The following is a 16,321-nucleotide window of genomic DNA, read 5'->3' as shown; positions in this document are numbered from 1 at the left end:
GTTCGAACAGGGTTTTCCATTCTTGGTCAGTACGTCGATTGGCCATATCAAAATCTCCTTGTGGTGGGAGGTTTGATCTTATGGCGAACTCAGCATGATAAGAATGTGGGGTTCATGGGGCGCTTACTTTTCTTCTTTTAACCCGTCTACCTTACTTTCACCGACTCTTCTTTTGTCATAGCGGTATGAAGCGATGTTTAGTTGAGAAAGGGCTTGAGCGAGCTTTTTGTACGTGTCCGTTGTAATCGATTGTTGATTACCATCTCTATCCGTAGGGCCAGTTCCGGCAATGATCAAATACACCGTTTTGCCATATTGAGAGGATTCTGGTTCGACTAAAGTTCCTGTCAGAACTCCAACTTTCACATCAGTTTCTGTCACACTATTTGCTTTATTCACTGTCATTGAATCCTCCCAAGCGGTGTTTCACGTGAAACACTAGCGGTTAAATTCAAATGACTAAAGAACACGTTTTGCTGTTTGCGAGCAGATTAGTGAGTCCAATTATTAGATGAGCACAGAAAAGCCCAGTCGATTTTCCAACTGGGCGATGTTTCACGTGGAACTTTTGTGGAGAATTAAGACTCAGCGTAAGCCTTTTCCACTTCCTCTTTAAGTATCTCAACACCACGCGCAATGGCATCATCATCCTGAACATAGTTAATTCTTAGGCACTCACGGGTATGGTCCCAATCCAGTTCCGAACCAATAAAGAAGTACTCGCCAGGGACTATCAGTAAACCGCGTTGCTTTAGGCGCTGGTAAAGTTCCTTGGTGCTGATGGGTAGCCCCTCAAACCAAAGCCAAAGGAAGATAGCACCTTCTGGTTTGTGGATTTTGAATCGCTCATCTGGAATCGCTTTCTGAAGAATCTCGATGCTACGTTTGGCTTTCTTCTGATAGAAAGGCTTAATGACGGTTTCACTGAGCGACAGTAAGTCGCGGGTTTTAATCATCTCAAGTGCGAGTGCAGGGCCAACACCACAAGGTGACAAGCTGACAATTCCATTGATGTTGGATAGGGCAGTGATAATCTCTTCCTGCGCAATGATGATGCCGCAACGTACACCTGGCAAACCTAACTTGGATAAGCTTGAACACATGATAGTGTTCTCGTTCCAGAAAGGCTTCACATCTTCGAAGATGATATTCGGGAAGGGGACACCATAAGCATTGTCGATGATGAGGGGAATATTGTTCGCTCGTGCCAGCTTATCAAGCTTTGCGATCTCTTCATCAGTAAGGACGTTTCCGGTTGGGTTTGTTGGTCGTGAGGCACAAATAGCCGCAACTGACCCATCAATTTCCAGCGCATCAAAGTCTACATGGTATTTAAACTGGCGGTTATCCAGATGCTCGATAGTCGGTTTGAAGCTGGTAAAGATATCAGTGTCTAAACCTGAATCGGCGTAACCAATATACTCAGGTGTTAAAGGCAGGAGGATCTTCTTAAAGCTGCCGTCATCATACTGCCCGCCGAAAAGGTTGAAGAGATAAAAGAAGGCGCACTGACTGCCATTGGTCAGCATGATGTTTTTAGATGTCACCTGCCATCCAAATGTCTTATTCAACATCTCAGCCAGCGCTGCGATGAACGCTGTCTTACCTTGTGGTCCATCATAGTTAGAGAGTGCTGCGACAAGAGAGCCATCATCTAGCATCCGTCTACTCAAGTTTTCGAAGTGCTCAAGCATTTCAGGAATCGCCGCTGGGTTGCCACCACCAAGCATAATGGCATCCGGGTTTCTTAGTCCGTCATTGAGATCGTCCATCAACTGTGTGATGCCGGAATGCTGAGAAAACTTATTTCCAAACTTAGAAAACTGCATAGCGCGAAACCTATTTAATCCTTTGTTCCTTCAGATTAGTCGACAAACCATAACTGATTCATTGCACAAAATGAATGCAATTTCTGCTTTCTTTTTAACATGTAGCGGACGGCGGAAAAGCTGTCGTTTTAGATAAGGGAATAGAGGGAGTTAGAAAGCGTTTCGAGAGATGTTCCACGTGAAACATACTGAAAATTTAAGATTAGACAGGATTGAATACATCGCTTTAGGGCTTTGAATGAGGCTGGTGAAAAGACAATTATATAGATACAAAAAAGCCCCGTTCAAACGGGGCTCTTGATTCGCTTTTCTTGCCGAGCTTATTTCTGAAGCAGAGAGATATCTGCAACATTCATAAACTGGCCACGAAGGGTATTGAGCAGTGCCAGACGGTTCGCCTTCAGCGCTTCGTCTTCAGCCATTACCATCACGTTGTCGAAGAAGGTATCAACAGGTTCGCGCAGGTCTGCCAATTGGGTCAGTGCAGCTTGGTAATCACCGGCTGCAAAGACAGGTTTCAGCGCTTCAACCATTGAGGTGACTTTCTCAGCCAACGCCTTCTCTGCATCTTCCACCAACAGGTCGCTGTTGATGGTGTCAGACAATTCGCCGTCGTATTTCGCGAGTATGTTACCTACACGCTTATTAGCTGCTGCCAAAGACTCGGCGGCATCCAGTGAACGGAAGTGCGTTACAGCTTTAACGCGCTTATCGAAATCAGCTGGTTGGGTAGGGTTCATCGCAAGCACGGCTTGGATGGCATCTACGCTATGGCCTTCGTCTTGATACCATGCACGGAAACGACCCAGCATGAATTCGATGACGTCAGCTTCAACCTTATCGTTAGTCAGGCGGTCGCCGAACAGCAATTTGGTTTTGGCAATCAGGTCGGTCAGATCCAGATCGTAACCGTACTCAACGATGATGCGAAGCACACCCAGTGAAGCACGACGCAGCGCGAATGGGTCAGAACCTTTTGGTGCCTGGCCAATACCGAAGATGCCTACGATGGTATCCAGCTTGTCTGCCATCGCAAGTGCTGAAGATACACAATTGCCTGGCAGTTCATCGCCTGCGAAACGTGGCATGTATTGCTCATTCAGGGCAACGGCAACATCTTCCGCTTCGCCATCATGACGTGCGTAGTGCATACCCATCACGCCTTGGGTTTCGGTGAATTCGAAAACCATGGAGGTCATCAGGTCGCATTTCGCCAGAAGGCCTGCACGTTTTGCTTTTTCGACATCAGCACCAATCTTGTCAGCAATGTAGCCAGCAAGCTCAGTGATGCGGTCTGTCTTGTCTTTGATGGTACCCAACTGCTTTTGGAAAATAGCCGTTTCCAGCTGTGGCAGACGGTCAATCAAAGGACGCTTACGGTCGGTGTCGAAGAAGAACTCTGCATCCGCCAGACGAGGACGAACAACTTTTTCGTTACCTTCGATAACGTGGCGAGGTTCCTTCGATTCGATGTTTGATACGAAGATGAAGTTAGGCAGAAGCTGCTTGTCTTCGCTGTAAACAGGGAAGTACTTCTGGTCGCCTTTCATGGTGTAAACCAAGGCTTCTGAAGGAACCTTCAGGAACTTCTCTTCGAAGGTTGCAGTTAGTACCACTGGCCATTCAACCAGAGAGGTGACTTCCTCAACCAGGTCATCTTCCAGATCAGCAATACCACCCACCAGCTCCGCTGCTTTTTGGGCATCAGCGATGATAGTGGCTTTACGTGCTTCGTAATCGGCAATAACTTTACCGCGCTCTTCCAGAATCGCTGGATATTGGTCCGCATTGTCGATGGTGAATTCCGCTTCGCCCATAAAACGGTGACCACGGATGGTACGCGCTGAATCAACACCCATGATGGTGCCTTCAATCAGCTCGTCACCCAGCAGGATCGTCAGGGTCTTCACCGGACGGATGAACAGGGTATCTTTGTCACCCCAGCGCATTGGCTTTGCGATTGGCAGATTCACCAGTGCTTTGTCAGCCAGTGCAACAACGATGTCTTTGGTGTTCTGGCCTTTAACTTCTTGCTTGAACAGCAGCCATTCACCTTTATCAGTCACCATACGATCGGCTTCTGATACATCGATACCACAACCACGCGCCCAACCTTGAGCGGCTTTGGTTGGGTTGCCGTCTGCGTCAAAAGCGGCAGAGATGGCAGGGCCTCGTTTCTCAACCATCTTGTCAGCTTGTTGGTCAGCCAGCGCAGTGACTTTCAGTGCCAGACGACGAGGGGTTGCGTACCAAACTACACCCTCGTGGGTCAGTTCAGCGTCTTTCAGCTCTTGCTCAAAGTTTGCTGCAAATGCTTCTGCCAGTGTACGAAGTTGCGTTGGTGGCAGCTCTTCAGTACCCAGCTCAATCAGGAAATTGTTCGCCATCTTACTTCTCCTCACCCTTTTTACACATTGGGAAGCCCAGAGCTTCACGGGATGCGTAGTACGCTTCAGCAACTGACTTGGTCAGGTTGCGGATACGCAGGATGTAGCGTTGACGCTCGGTCACTGAGATAGCTTTGCGTGCGTCCAGCAGGTTAAATGCATGACCTGCTTTCAGGATGCGCTCATACGCTGGCAATGGCAGAGGCTTCTCAAGTTCAAGCAGAGATTGACACTCTTTCTCGCACTGGTCGAAGTAAGTGAATAGGAAGTCTACGTCAGCGTATTCGAAGTTATAGGTCGATTGCTCCACTTCGTTCTGGTGGAAGATATCGCCATAAGTCACTTTGCCGAATGGGCCATCAGTCCATACCAAATCGTAAACTGAATCGACGCCCTGGATGTACATCGCCAGACGTTCGATACCGTAAGTGATTTCGCCGGTAACAGGCTTACACTCAAGACCACCTACTTGTTGGAAGTAAGTAAACTGGGTGACTTCCATGCCGTTCAGCCAAACTTCCCAGCCAAGACCCCAGGCACCCAGTGTCGGGTTTTCCCAGTTGTCTTCTACGAAGCGGATGTCATGAACTTCAGGGTTAATACCCAGCACACGCAGCGAACCAAGATACAGTTCCTGAATGTTGTCTGGAGACGGCTTCAGGATGGTCTGGAACTGGTAGTAGTGTTGCAGACGGTTAGGGTTTTCACCGTAACGGCCGTCAGTTGGGCGACGAGAAGGCTGAACGTAAGCTGCTGCGATTGGCTCTGGACCAATTGCACGCAGACAAGTCATTGGGTGAGAGGTGCCTGCACCTACCTCCATGTCGAGCGGTTGTACGATGGTACAACCTTGTTGGGCCCAGTAATCCTGCAGCGCGAGGATCATGCCCTGAAAAGTTTTAACGTCGAATTTTTGCATCGTCAGGTTCGCGCGATTTAATGAAGTGAAAATAACACGCGATTATAGCGCGCAAGGCTTGGGATAAGTAGGGGTAATGGCGGTTTTTTGTCCTTTGGTTTCAAAGGTGGCGAGCGGGGTCGAAAGGTAAAACGGGGAGAGGTTGTATTCCGTCAGGTGTTGAGGCTAAAATGCGCTCGCTCTTGGGGAGTAGTCTCTCGCGCCAGCGAGGCCATTATCAACATATTTGAAGCTCAATCTTCATGGTAATGGCGACACACGATAGTGGGTTTGACGAGACCAATGACACTTTACGCGAACCGGGCGGGGCGTGTGGGTTGTCATGGTTTTCGAATAATAATCCTCGCCCTGGAAGACAATAATGAGCGTGTTAGCGATATCCATTGCCACCGTTGCGTTGGCAGAAATTGGTGATAAAACCCAACTCCTTTCCCTGTTACTGGCCAGTCGATACCGAAAGCCAGTACCTATTATTCTTGCTATCTTTTTCGCCACAATCCTTAACCATGCGGTTGCTGCCTGGCTGGGTGTGGTTGTTGCCGATTATCTTACCGAAGAAGTCTTGCGTTGGGTGCTGATTGTCAGCTTTGCGGTGATGGCTGTTTGGGTGCTAATCCCTGACAAACTCGATGACGAAGAAAGTGTGTCAAACCGGGGTCCATTTGTGGCGAGTTTCATCGCCTTCTTTATTGCAGAAATTGGCGACAAAACCCAGGTGGCAACGACTGTACTCGGTGCTCAAAATGCTGAAGCGCTGACCATGGTCATTATTGGTACGACTATCGGTATGCTGCTGGCTAATGTCCCGGTGGTCTTACTGGGTCACAAGGCTGCAAATGCATTGCCATTGAACGTTGTACGGTATGTGACGGCAGGGTTGTTTGCGGTACTCGCGATCGGTACTTTCTTTATGCGATAAGAAACATAATAAGACGCCTGAATGTGTGATTTCATCAGCAACCTCTCCGACGGTTCCATGGTAGTTTGGCGTTAGTGTCATCGTGATTAAGGAGCGTGTTATGGACAGGTTTCTGGCGATCAGCCCTAAAAGCCAGATGTGGCTGTTCCACTTTGCACTGGCGCTGAATATTCTTGGAATGGTGTTAACTGATATGTGGGTTCCTATGGTGGTTGGCGCAATAGTAACCACTTACTTATCTATTGATGCTATGGTGAGAGTGCGTTACATATTACCAATGAAAAAGGCCATGCGGGAACTGGAGCATGAAAACGCCACGCTCAGGCGGAAAGTGAACGACGTTGAGCAAGCATCAGATTACTGACAGACACGAAAAAGGCAGCCTTGGCTGCCTTTTTCATTTCCGCTCGTTTATCTGTTCAGAAGATCTTAAAGACCTTTCTTGATCAGATAGCGGAATGGACTGGTTTCTGACTCATGGGCAACAAGGGTGTGGTCCATGAAACGGCAGAAACTTGGGATATCGCGTGTCGTTGACGGATCGTCCGCCGTCACCAGTAAGGTTTCACCCTCCGCCATGTTGCGGATTGTTTTTCTTACCATCATGACTGGTTCCGGACAACGCAGGCCTTCTGCGTCTAAAAAGTGATCCGGATTTTCAAATTCTGAACTCATCTGCATTTATCACATTGAAAACGTCGACCCGATCATACTTATGAAGACTAAATATTCAACAGGGGTTGGTTTTGTAAAAAACATGTGTAACTTAATTAACAAGTTGTTAACGAATGATGTTCAAACGAACGTGAACATGGCGAAACAGCTAGGCTAACTCACTCATCGACTACACTCACACCCAGTTTTCTTGGGCTTCCCCGCTTTAATGCGGGATTTTTTTTATCTGGCGTTCGCCAAATATCAATAAACGCCTTTCTTAATCACCTTTATCGGTGACCGGCATGCTTATAATGGCAACGTTAACACTCTTTGGGCATGTTATGGAACTTGAAGATATCTACCGCCGCGACCTAAACCTGCTAATCGCGCTTCGTGTGCTGCTGGAAGAAGGTAGCGTGAGTAAAGCGGCTATCCGTCTAAGCCTTAGCCAGTCAGCGATGAGTAGGGTTCTGGGACGATTGAGAAGCCTTACGGGCGATCCCTTGTTTACCCGGCACGGACAACAGCTGATCCCAACCCAAAGAGCCTTGGAGTTGAATGCTCAACTGACATCACCACTAGATACGCTTCGTCATGTCCTTTCGCCTGAAGAGTTTGATCCTGCCAAGTGTGAGCAGTCTTTTAAGATCGCGACGACTGATTACGCCATGCAAACCATTTTGCCATTTGCACTGCCGCGTATTTATGAGGAAGCGCCGGGTTTGTCACTGGAGTTTGCCCCCTTACAGCATGACCAGTTAATGCGTCAGTTGACCTCGCAAGGGTGCGACATGGCGATTTGCCGCCCGACCGGTCCCGTTGACCCGCTTCAGTCTGACAGGTTGGGACTGGTGAGCGTATTCTGCATGGTGTCTAAACATCACCCTTTGGCCGATAAAGCGCTAACGCTCGAAGACTACCTGGCTTATCCACATGCAGTGATTGCTATCAGTGATGGAGTGAAAGCGCTGATAGATGAGGCGTTGCGTGGACATCCAGAGCCGAAACTGGCGCTACGTGCTTATCACCTGGAAGCGGCGGTAGCGATGTTGGATAGCCTGCCACTTATCATTACCGTTCCCGCTGACTTGGCGTATCTCGTGGGTGAAAAATATGATTTGGTGATTAAGCCACTGCCGTTCGAATTTAAGCCGTTTGATTATTCCCTGATTTGGCACCCAAGGACGGAGCATTCCGCGGCGCAGGTATGGCTTAGAAACCTGATTAAAGAAGAATGCAGCCGCCTTATCGATACGCGAATTAAAGATATGGGGTTTGTTTGACCTTCAACCTTTAATACCAATCGTAGTAAATATCTGCTCATCCTAGCTTGTTAAAATGCTCGATAACTGCGTTGAAAAATTTGATTGTAGAATAACTACTTATCGAAATTTTTCGCCTTGTTCTCGAGCATTTTTCCTGCGCTATTTCTGATCAGCTACCTACTGTGATTGGTATAAAACAAAAAACGGAGCCGATGGGCTCCGTTTTTTGTATACCGCAAAGAAAGCTTAAAGCTTGATCACCACACGGCCAGTGATTTGACCATTGGTGATGGCTTCTGCTCCGTCTGGCACTTCTTCCAGCGAGATTTCGCGACAGCCGTTGTCGTAGTAGCTCGCCGGCAGCAACTCAGAGATACGTTGCCACGCTTTCTGGCGACGCTCGAAAGGCGCGTACACAGAATCGACACCCAGAAGTTTCACGCCGCGCAGGATAAATGGCATGACTGTGGTAGGCAGATCGAAACCGCCCGCCAGACCACATGCTGCGACTGCGCCGTCGTAATCAACCTGCGCCAGCACTTTTGCCAGCATCTTGCTGCCAACGGTATCTACCGCGCCAGCCCAAAGTTGTTTTTCCAATGGGCGAGCTGGTTCTTCAAATTCGCTACGCTCTACCACACGTGACGCACCCAGCGATTTCAGCCATTCACCGTTCTCGCTTGAGCGGCCTGTTACTGCTACCACTTGGTAACCCAATTCCGATAGCAGCGTGACCGCCACTGAACCGACACCGCCACTTGCGCCTGTCACCAGGATTTCACCTTTCTCTGGTGTGATGCCAGCATCTTGGAGTGCCTGTACACACAGCATGGCTGTCAAACCCGCAGTACCGATTTTCATTGCCTGATCGCCAGAGAGCTTTTCTGGCAGCGGAACCAACCAGTCAGCTTTGAGGCGCGCTTTTTGTGCCATGCCACCCCAATGGGTTTCACCGACGCCCCAGCCGGTCAGTACCACTTTCTGTCCGGCGGTAAAACGTGAATCTGAAGATTCTGCCACTGTCCCTGTCAGGTCGATACCTGGCACCATTGGGAACTCACGACAGATCTTGCCTTTGCCTGTGATAGCCAGACCATCTTTGTAGTTCAGTGAGGAGTAATCCACGTCGATCAGCACATCGCCTTGTGGCAGTCGGCTAACGTCGAGTTCTTGAATGCTTGAAGTGGTGATTTTGTCAGCTTGGTCCAGTACCAGTGCTTTGAACATGGGATGTCCTCCGGAAAGGGGAATAAACGTATGAAATACAGTGTAGAACCAAAGTGGTCATGAAAATAATGAAACTAAATCATGATTAATATGCGTTAAGCGCATAGCCATATAGCAATGCTTCGCTACAAATAACAAAGCCGGGTATTAAACCCGGCTTTGATGACGACACGTTTTTGTTTAAACGCGCTCAAACACCGTAGCAATACCCTGACCTAAACCGATACACATGGTGGCAAGACCCAGCTCGACATCATTGTGGTCCATCAGGTTGATAAGCGTAGTAGAGATACGAGCACCTGAACAACCCAGAGGGTGACCCAGTGCGATCGCGCCACCGTTGAGGTTCACTTTCTCGTCGACTTTATCCAGCAAGCCCAGATCTTTTGCACAAGGCAGTGACTGCGCAGCGAAGGCTTCGTTAAGCTCAATCATGCCGATGTCATCAATGGTGACACCTGCACGCTTCAGTGCTTTTTGCGTCGCCGGTACAGGACCATAACCCATGATAGAAGGATCGCAGCCTGCGACTGCCATCGAACGCACGCGAGCACGAATTGGCAAACCGAGCGCTTTGGCTTTGTCTTCACTCATCACCAGCATGGCCGCGGCACCGTCAGACAGTGCAGAAGACGTACCTGCGGTTACTGTGCCGTTGGCTGGGTCGAATACAGGGCGCAGACCTGAAAGGGTTTCCACTGTGGTTTCCGGACGGATAACTTCATCGTTTTCCATCAGGAACAGTCCGCCTTTCTCATCATGGCCTTCGGTAGGCATGATTTCATTTTTAAAGCGGCCTTCCACGGTGGCAGCATACGCGCGCTGGTGGGAGCGGGCTGCAAAGGCATCTTGCTGCTCACGACTGATGCCATGAATGCGACCCAACATCTCTGCGGTCAGACCCATCATGCCGGCGGCTTTTGCCACAGACTTGGAAAGGCCGGGGTGGAAGTCGACACCGTGGGTCATTGGAACATGACCCATGTGCTCAACACCACCAATCAGGCAGACTTCAGCATCACCCACTTGAATGGCACGCGCGGCATCATGCAGTGCCTGCATAGAAGAGCCACACAGACGGTTAACCGTAGTGGCGGCTACTGTGTGTGGAATGCCCGCGAGCAGAGCTGCGTTACGGGCAACGTTGAAGCCTTGTTCCAGTGTCTGCTGTACACAGCCCCAGTAGATATCCTCGATTTCTGTTGGATCTAATTGTGGGTTACGTGCCAGCAGTGATGCCATCAGGTGCGCTGACAAATCTTCCGCACGGGTATGGCGGAAAGCACCGCCTTTGGAGCGGCCCATCGGGGTTCGAATACAATCGACAATCACGACGTTTTTCATGTTGTTTTCCCTCTCAATTCCTTGTGGTTAGGCAGACTGTCTTTGGGCATCGAAATACCCTTCGCCTTTGGCAGCTTTGTCGCGAAGACCTTGTGGCACTTCATAGGCTGGGCCCAGGTTGGCCAGTTGGTCAGCCATAGCAACATAGTTTGCCAGTCCAATGGTATCCAGATAACGGAATACACCGCCTCGGAATGGAGGGAAGCCAAGACCGTATACCAGCGCCATGTCTGCTTCCTGAGGAGTCGCGATAATGCCTTCTTCCAGACAACGCACCACTTCGTTGATCATCGGCACCATCATGCGGTTGATGATCTCTTCGTCGCTGTAATCGGTCGCCGAACCGAGTACTGATGACAGCAGACCTGCGACATCGGCATCCACGTCTTTCTTCGGTTTGCCTTTACGGTCGACTGAGTATTTGTAGAAACCGACGCCATTCTTCTGACCAAAGCGCTCGGACTCAAACATCACATCGACAGCATCGCGGTAGCTTTTCGCCATACGTTCTGGGAAACCTTCTGCCATCACAGCCTGTGCATGGTGCGCAGTATCAATGCCTACAACATCAAGTAGGTAAGCAGGACCCATTGGCCAGCCGAACTTCTTCTCCATCACTTTGTCGACTTTGGTGAAGTCAGCGCCGTCACGAAGCAGCATGCTGAAACCGGCAAAGTAGGGGAACAGCACGCGGTTTACGAAGAACCCTGGACAGTCGTTGACGACCACTGGGCTTTTACCCATCTTGGCTGCATATGCCACCACGCGTGCCACGGTTTCTTCTGAGGTATCTTTACCGCGAATGACTTCTACCAATGGCATGCGGTGCACCGGGTTAAAGAAGTGCATGCCGCAGAAGTTCTCTGGTCGCTTGAGCGATTTCGCCAACAGGTCGATAGGAATGGTGGAGGTGTTGGAAGTCAGTACTGCACCTTCTGGTAGCAAGGCTTCCACTTCGCTCAGTACTGCAGCTTTCACTTTCGGGTTCTCTACCACGGCTTCTACAACCACGTCAGATTGCTCGATACCTGCGTAGTGAAGGCTCGGGGTGATAGAGGCAAGTACTTCTGCCATTTTCAAACCGTTAAGACGACCACGCTCCAATTGCTTGTTCAGCAGTTTGGACGCTTCTTTCATGCCAGTTTCTAGCGAAGCCTGACTGATGTCTTTCATCAGTACCGGTACACCTTTGCTGGCTGACTGGTAAGCGATACCGCCACCCATGATGCCTGCACCCAGTACAGCACCACGCTCAGTTGGCTTACCTTCTTTGGCGGTTTTTTTGGCTTTGGATTTTAGGTACTGATCATTGAGGAAAATACCAACCAGTGCCTGAGTGACATCGTTCTTCGCCAATTTGACGAAGTGTTTGTTCTCAACCACCAAGGCACCGTCGCGATCGGAGCGTGACGCTTCTTCAATCGCTACAACCGCGGTCATAGGAGCTGGGTAGTGAGGGCCTGCCACACGCGCCACCATGCCTTTGGCCATAGTGAAGCTCATGGTGGCTTCAATCTTGTTCAGTTGCAGTGGCGCTTTTTTCTGTGCGCGACGTGATTGCCAATCCAGCTTGCCTTCAATGGCTTGCTTAGCAAGGGCAATCGCTGCTTCACGCAGGTCATCTGGTGCCGTCACTGCATCAACCAGACCGATTTTGAGTGCTGCATCGGCTTTGCTTTCTTTACCTGCGGTGATGAGCTCCATCGCGGTATCTGCGCCCACCAGACGTGGCATACGCACGGTGCCGCCAAAGCCCGGCATGATACCAAGTTTGGTTTCTGGTAGGCCGATGCGCGCGGTGGAATCAGCAATACGGAAATCAGTAGCAAGAATGCACTCGCAGCCACCACCTAGCGCGAAACCGGAAATGACGGAAACGGTAGGGAAAGGCAGATCTTCGAGTTTGTTGAAGATGTCGTTTGCGTGTGTGACCCAATTTGAAAGCTCTTCCTCTGGCTTGGCAAACAGGCCGAGGAATTCAGTGATATCTGCGCCTACGACAAATGCTGGTTTGGCAGACGTCAGCAGCAGGGCTTTTACGTCGGACTTCTGCGAGAGAGCATTAAGCGCCTCGTTGAGACTTTCCAGTGTCGCAAGGTCGAATTTATTAACAGAGCCGGGTGCATCGAGGTTCAGCTCCGCGAGGCCATCTTCCAGATAGCGCACGGACAGGGTGTCACCTTGGTAAATCATGTTCTATCTCCGTATTGCCAGATCTTTGTCTGGTTTGGTTTACCTTTAGGTAGAGGGTAGTCGTTATAGTCAGCTTTAGTCTGAGCCGGGCTGAACAAAAAGGCAATAGAAATGTTAAACAGATGTTTGAAATTTGTGTTTAAACTATCTGTTTGAATCTTGCGTTCTCACTATTTCAACGAGTTAGCGCTTTTGCTGTGTTACGATTTTCTTGTGTTAAAATCCCGCGCCTTTTCAATTTATGGTGACTCGCATGAATACCTCGCCTTATCTGATCCCGTTATCACCCGTGATATCGGAAGAAGAGATAAAGAAGAGCCGCTTTATTACCTATCTCGCCCATACGCCAGGCATCGAAAGTGCCAAAGCGTTTGTGGCAGAAATCAAAGCGAAGCATGCCGACGCGCGCCATAACTGTTGGGCGTTCGTTGCTGGGCGTCCTGAAGACTCAATGAGTTGGGGCTTCAGTGATGACGGAGAACCTTCCGGTACTGCCGGTAAGCCTATACTTGCGCAGCTATCTGGAAGCGGTGTGGGTGAGATCACTGCGGTGGTGACACGATACTATGGCGGTATCCGATTGGGGACAGGTGGACTGGTCAAAGCTTATGGTGGCGGTGTGCAACAGGCGTTACTGCAACTGGCAACGAAAGAGAAGGCGATTACGGTCCAGTTCACAATAAGCTGTGAATACCCTCACATTGCCTTGATCGAATCGATACTGGCTTCCCATAACGCGGTTCAGGTTAATACTGATTTCAGCCATAATGTGGAGATGACAGTGGAAGTGGATGCACGGAGTGCCGAACAGATCGCAGCGGAGATTTTTAATCGCTCCCGCGGTCAGGTTAGCGTGGCCGGGCTTGATAAAAATACATAATTCAGGCTTACCCCTGAATATAAGGATGAGCCGTCCAAGGCTATGCAATTTCGTTCAATTATCCGGATTGTCGGGCTTCTTCTTGCCCTTTTCAGTATCACCATGCTGGCGCCAGCCGTGGTGGCATTCATTTACCGCGATGGTGAAGGTTTCCCTTTTGTTCTCACTTTCTTCCTTCTTCTCGCGGGCGGTGGTCTTCTCTGGTTTCCTAACCGACGTTTCAGACATGAATTGAAAGCCCGTGATGGCTTTTTGATTGTGGTGCTGTTCTGGACGGTAATCGGCAGTGCGGGGTCTATTCCGTTCATGCTGTCGGAACAGCCCAATATGTCGGTAACCGACGCCTTCTTTGAATCCTTCTCGGGCCTGACGACAACTGGTGCTACTGTGATGGTGGGGCTCGACAATTTGCCAAAAGCGGTACTGTTTTATCGCCAGCTTCTGCAATGGTTCGGAGGTATGGGTATCATTGTGCTTGCGGTAGCTATTCTGCCAGTGCTCGGTATCGGTGGTATGCAGCTTTACCGTGCTGAAATCCCGGGGCCGGTTAAAGACAGCAAGATGACACCGCGTATTGCCGAAACGGCGAAAGCGCTTTGGTACATCTATCTTGCGCTGACCGTTTCCTGCGCATCGGCTTACTGGCTGGCAGGGATGTCGGTATTCGACGCTATCAGTCATAGTTTCTCGACTGTCGCTATCGGTGGATTCTCAACCCATGATGCAAGTATTGGCTATTTCAACAGCCCTGCGATTAACTTCATCACGGTGTTCTTTCTCTTTATTTCAGCGTGTAATTTCTCGCTACACTTCGCCGCTTTTGCCAGTGGCAAGCTGCATCCTGGCTTCTATTTCAAAGACCCGGAGTTCCGTGCGTTTATCGTGATCCAGCTTATCCTGCTGGCGATTGTGTTCGGCATGTTGATCAACCATGGCACTTACGAGTCTGAGTTTGAAGCTTTTAACCAAGCCATCTTCCAAACCGTATCGATTTCGACGACAGCGGGTTATACCACGACGAGTTTTTCTGAGTGGCCATTATTCCTGCCAGTGCTTTTACTGTTTTCCTCTTTTATAGGTGGTTGTGCAGGCTCAACGGGCGGCGGTATGAAAGTGATCCGAATCCTACTGTTGTCACTACAAGGTTCTCGTGAACTGAAACGTTTGGTGCATCCAAGGGCGGTGTACACCATCAAAGTGGGCAACAAAGCATTGCCTCAACAGGTGGTGGATGCAGTCTGGGGATTCTTCTCGGCCTATGCACTGGTATTTGTCATCTGTATGCTGGGGCTTATTGCGACAGGTATTGATGAGTTAACGGCGTTCTCTGCGGTTGCAGCAACCCTCAATAATCTTGGTCCTGGTTTGGGAGAGGTAGCGGTTCACTTTGGCGATATTAATAGTGGCGCGAAATGGGTACTGATTGTTTCTATGCTTTTCGGACGTCTCGAAGTGTTCACCTTACTGGTTCTTTTTACGCCGACCTTCTGGCGTAGCTAATAGCTTTTATAGGAATAATGATGAAAAAGGCGCTTTTACTTCACTCGAGTCGTGAAGGGCAGACAGTTAAGATTCTTCGTTCTATTGAAAGCGAATTGGCAGGTAATTACGAATGTGAGCTGGTGGACCTGCACGACATGCCTGAGGTGAATTGGGCGGAATATGAAAAGGTATTGATTGGTGCGTCAATTCGCTATGGTCACCTTAATAAGAAGCTATACCGTTTTATCGAAAACAACCTCTCTGCGCTCAATGAAACGAAAGCTGCCTTTTTCTGCGTGAATCTGACAGCTCGCAAACCTGGTAAAGACACACCGGAAGGTAGTGTCTATATGAAGAAGTTCAGAAAGCTGTCGCCTTGGCAGCCAGAACTGCAAGATGTGTTCGCCGGTGCGCTCTACTATCCCCGCTATAAGCTTTTCGATCGTGTCATGATTCAGTTCATTATGAAGATGACAGGTGGCGAAACTGATCCAACCAAAGAAGTTGAGTACACCAATTGGGATAGAGTGAAGGACTTTTCAGAGCGATTTCGTTCACTTTAATGTCGTTTTGGGCGAAAAGTAATCGAACGCACCGTTTTTCATAAAAAACCTCAAAAAAGCCCTTGCCAGAATTTCAGACCTCCCTATAATGCCGCCTCACCGACACGGAGAGCGGCTTCCACAGCGGAAACGCCCACTCAAATCGGTACGGCGAAGGCCTCAAAAATTGAGTTGAAATAAACGCTTGACGCGCTGTTTCGAATCAGTAAAATGGCCGCCCGCTTCGAAGGGAAATTCACCCCGAGAGGCAAGTCAACAAGGTGTTTTGAGGGTTGCGAAAGCAACGCTGAAAAATCTCAAAATTTCTTCTTGACTTCATCGCCCGGCAGCGTAAAATTCGCAGCCCTGACGGTGAGAAGCGACGCTTCTTTAAGTCAACGTTCTTTAACAATTTGACCTATGCAATCTGTGTGGGCACTCGTGATTGATAGACAAAAGATTTATCGATGTTTGCTGAGTGACCAAACGAAATAACTTCGGTTATATCGGCACAGTCAATTTATACAGTATTTCATCGAGCCAAAAACTTTAATTGAAGAGTTTGATCATGGCTCAGATTGAACGCTGGCGGCAGGCCTAACACATGCAAGTCGAGCGGCAGCGACTTAACTGAACCTTCGGGGGACGTTAAGGGCGGCGAGCGGCGGACGGGTGAG

The 16,321-nt window shown here is 49.4% G+C and carries 14 protein-coding genes and 1 rRNA gene; 7 read left to right on the top strand and 8 right to left on the bottom strand.

Going from position 1 to position 16,321, the window contains the following annotated elements; all coding sequences use genetic code 11:
* Window positions 1-123 precede the first annotated feature (123 nt).
* From GMA8713_RS23845 to glyQ, 4 genes are all read right to left on the bottom strand, one after another.
* On the bottom strand, window positions 124-405 hold the full coding sequence (locus tag GMA8713_RS23845) for a hypothetical protein (protein ID WP_062714940.1): 282 nt from the start codon (window positions 403-405) through the stop codon (window positions 124-126).
* Window positions 406-578: 173 nt separating this feature from the next.
* Window positions 579-1,829, bottom strand: coding sequence for a valine--pyruvate transaminase (locus GMA8713_RS23840; protein WP_084387824.1), 1,251 nt, complete (start codon window positions 1,827-1,829; stop codon window positions 579-581).
* 320 nt (window positions 1,830-2,149) lie between these two features.
* Window positions 2,150-4,216 carry a glycine--tRNA ligase subunit beta gene (gene glyS / locus GMA8713_RS23835; protein WP_062714937.1) on the bottom strand — a complete coding sequence of 689 codons (2,067 nt, stop codon included), beginning with the start codon at window positions 4,214-4,216 and terminating at the stop codon, window positions 2,150-2,152.
* Between the two features lies 1 nt (window position 4,217).
* Window positions 4,218-5,135, bottom strand: coding sequence for a glycine--tRNA ligase subunit alpha (glyQ, locus tag GMA8713_RS23830; protein ID WP_062714935.1), 918 nt, complete (start codon window positions 5,133-5,135; stop codon window positions 4,218-4,220).
* 361 nt (window positions 5,136-5,496) lie between these two features.
* Between glyQ and GMA8713_RS23825 the strand changes: the two genes are divergently transcribed.
* Both GMA8713_RS23825 and GMA8713_RS23820 read left to right on the top strand, forming a co-directional pair.
* Complete coding sequence (locus tag GMA8713_RS23825; RefSeq protein WP_002540771.1) at window positions 5,497-6,054, top strand: TMEM165/GDT1 family protein; 558 nt, start codon at window positions 5,497-5,499, stop codon at window positions 6,052-6,054.
* A 100-nt stretch (window positions 6,055-6,154) separates the two neighbouring features.
* On the top strand, window positions 6,155-6,418 hold the full coding sequence (locus tag GMA8713_RS23820; protein WP_062714933.1) for a hypothetical protein: 264 nt from the start codon (window positions 6,155-6,157) through the stop codon (window positions 6,416-6,418).
* A gap of 65 nt (window positions 6,419-6,483) precedes the next feature.
* Here GMA8713_RS23820 and tusA read toward each other — a convergent pair whose 3' ends face one another.
* The gene (gene tusA, locus GMA8713_RS23815) at window positions 6,484-6,729 is read right to left on the bottom strand and encodes a sulfurtransferase TusA (protein WP_046303100.1); all 246 of its coding nucleotides are present in this window, start codon (window positions 6,727-6,729) and stop codon (window positions 6,484-6,486) included.
* Window positions 6,730-7,052: 323 nt separating this feature from the next.
* Here tusA and GMA8713_RS23810 point away from each other — a divergent pair, with 323 nt between their 5' ends.
* Window positions 7,053-7,994 carry a LysR family transcriptional regulator gene (locus tag GMA8713_RS23810; RefSeq protein ID WP_062714931.1) on the top strand — a complete coding sequence of 314 codons (942 nt, stop codon included), beginning with the start codon at window positions 7,053-7,055 and terminating at the stop codon, window positions 7,992-7,994.
* Window positions 7,995-8,222: 228 nt separating this feature from the next.
* On the opposite strand, the gene acuI is transcribed toward GMA8713_RS23810, so the two are convergent.
* The 3 genes from acuI to fadB form a co-directional block, all read right to left on the bottom strand.
* Window positions 8,223-9,203, bottom strand: coding sequence for an acrylyl-CoA reductase (NADPH) (gene acuI, locus GMA8713_RS23805; protein ID WP_062714929.1), 981 nt, complete (start codon window positions 9,201-9,203; stop codon window positions 8,223-8,225).
* Window positions 9,204-9,383: 180 nt separating this feature from the next.
* Window positions 9,384-10,547: an acetyl-CoA C-acyltransferase FadA gene (fadA, locus tag GMA8713_RS23800; RefSeq protein ID WP_062714926.1), complete on the bottom strand. Its 1,164-nt coding sequence runs from the start codon at window positions 10,545-10,547 to the stop codon at window positions 9,384-9,386.
* A gap of 27 nt (window positions 10,548-10,574) precedes the next feature.
* Window positions 10,575-12,740: a fatty acid oxidation complex subunit alpha FadB gene (gene fadB, locus GMA8713_RS23795; protein WP_062714924.1), complete on the bottom strand. Its 2,166-nt coding sequence runs from the start codon at window positions 12,738-12,740 to the stop codon at window positions 10,575-10,577.
* Between the two features lie 253 nt (window positions 12,741-12,993).
* On the opposite strand from fadB, the gene GMA8713_RS23790 reads away from it, so the two are divergent.
* From GMA8713_RS23790 to GMA8713_RS23775, 4 genes are all read left to right on the top strand, one after another.
* Window positions 12,994-13,620: a YigZ family protein gene (locus GMA8713_RS23790; protein ID WP_062667763.1), complete on the top strand. Its 627-nt coding sequence runs from the start codon at window positions 12,994-12,996 to the stop codon at window positions 13,618-13,620.
* 42 nt (window positions 13,621-13,662) lie between these two features.
* Window positions 13,663-15,120 (top strand): TrkH family potassium uptake protein, encoded by a 1,458-nt coding sequence (locus GMA8713_RS23785; RefSeq protein ID WP_002540760.1) that lies wholly within the window; start codon window positions 13,663-13,665, stop codon window positions 15,118-15,120.
* A gap of 20 nt (window positions 15,121-15,140) precedes the next feature.
* On the top strand, window positions 15,141-15,665 hold the full coding sequence (hemG, locus tag GMA8713_RS23780; protein WP_062714922.1) for a menaquinone-dependent protoporphyrinogen IX dehydrogenase: 525 nt from the start codon (window positions 15,141-15,143) through the stop codon (window positions 15,663-15,665).
* Between the two features lie 529 nt (window positions 15,666-16,194).
* Window positions 16,195-16,321 (top strand): 16S ribosomal RNA (locus tag GMA8713_RS23775); the annotation flags it as partial.

The organism is Grimontia marina (assembly GCF_900060185.1).
GTDB lineage: Bacteria > Pseudomonadota > Gammaproteobacteria > Enterobacterales > Vibrionaceae > Enterovibrio > Enterovibrio marinus.
The sequence above is the reverse complement of the archived record's forward strand: the minus strand, read 5'-3'. Positions and strand labels throughout refer to the sequence as shown.

Coding starts and splice junctions, on each gene's coding strand:
- GMA8713_RS23845 (WP_062714940.1), bottom strand. CDS start 405: ATGACAGTGAATAAAGCAAATAGTGTGACAGAAACTGATGTGAAAGTT.
- GMA8713_RS23840 (WP_084387824.1), bottom strand. CDS start 1,829: ATGCAGTTTTCTAAGTTTGGAAATAAGTTTTCTCAGCATTCCGGCATC.
- glyS (WP_062714937.1), bottom strand. CDS start 4,216: ATGGCGAACAATTTCCTGATTGAGCTGGGTACTGAAGAGCTGCCACCA.
- glyQ (WP_062714935.1), bottom strand. CDS start 5,135: ATGCAAAAATTCGACGTTAAAACTTTTCAGGGCATGATCCTCGCGCTG.
- GMA8713_RS23825 (WP_002540771.1), top strand. CDS start 5,497: ATGAGCGTGTTAGCGATATCCATTGCCACCGTTGCGTTGGCAGAAATT.
- GMA8713_RS23820 (WP_062714933.1), top strand. CDS start 6,155: ATGGACAGGTTTCTGGCGATCAGCCCTAAAAGCCAGATGTGGCTGTTC.
- tusA (WP_046303100.1), bottom strand. CDS start 6,729: ATGAGTTCAGAATTTGAAAATCCGGATCACTTTTTAGACGCAGAAGGC.
- GMA8713_RS23810 (WP_062714931.1), top strand. CDS start 7,053: ATGGAACTTGAAGATATCTACCGCCGCGACCTAAACCTGCTAATCGCG.
- acuI (WP_062714929.1), bottom strand. CDS start 9,203: ATGTTCAAAGCACTGGTACTGGACCAAGCTGACAAAATCACCACTTCA.
- fadA (WP_062714926.1), bottom strand. CDS start 10,547: ATGAAAAACGTCGTGATTGTCGATTGTATTCGAACCCCGATGGGCCGC.
- fadB (WP_062714924.1), bottom strand. CDS start 12,740: ATGATTTACCAAGGTGACACCCTGTCCGTGCGCTATCTGGAAGATGGC.
- GMA8713_RS23790 (WP_062667763.1), top strand. CDS start 12,994: ATGAATACCTCGCCTTATCTGATCCCGTTATCACCCGTGATATCGGAA.
- GMA8713_RS23785 (WP_002540760.1), top strand. CDS start 13,663: ATGCAATTTCGTTCAATTATCCGGATTGTCGGGCTTCTTCTTGCCCTT.
- hemG (WP_062714922.1), top strand. CDS start 15,141: ATGAAAAAGGCGCTTTTACTTCACTCGAGTCGTGAAGGGCAGACAGTT.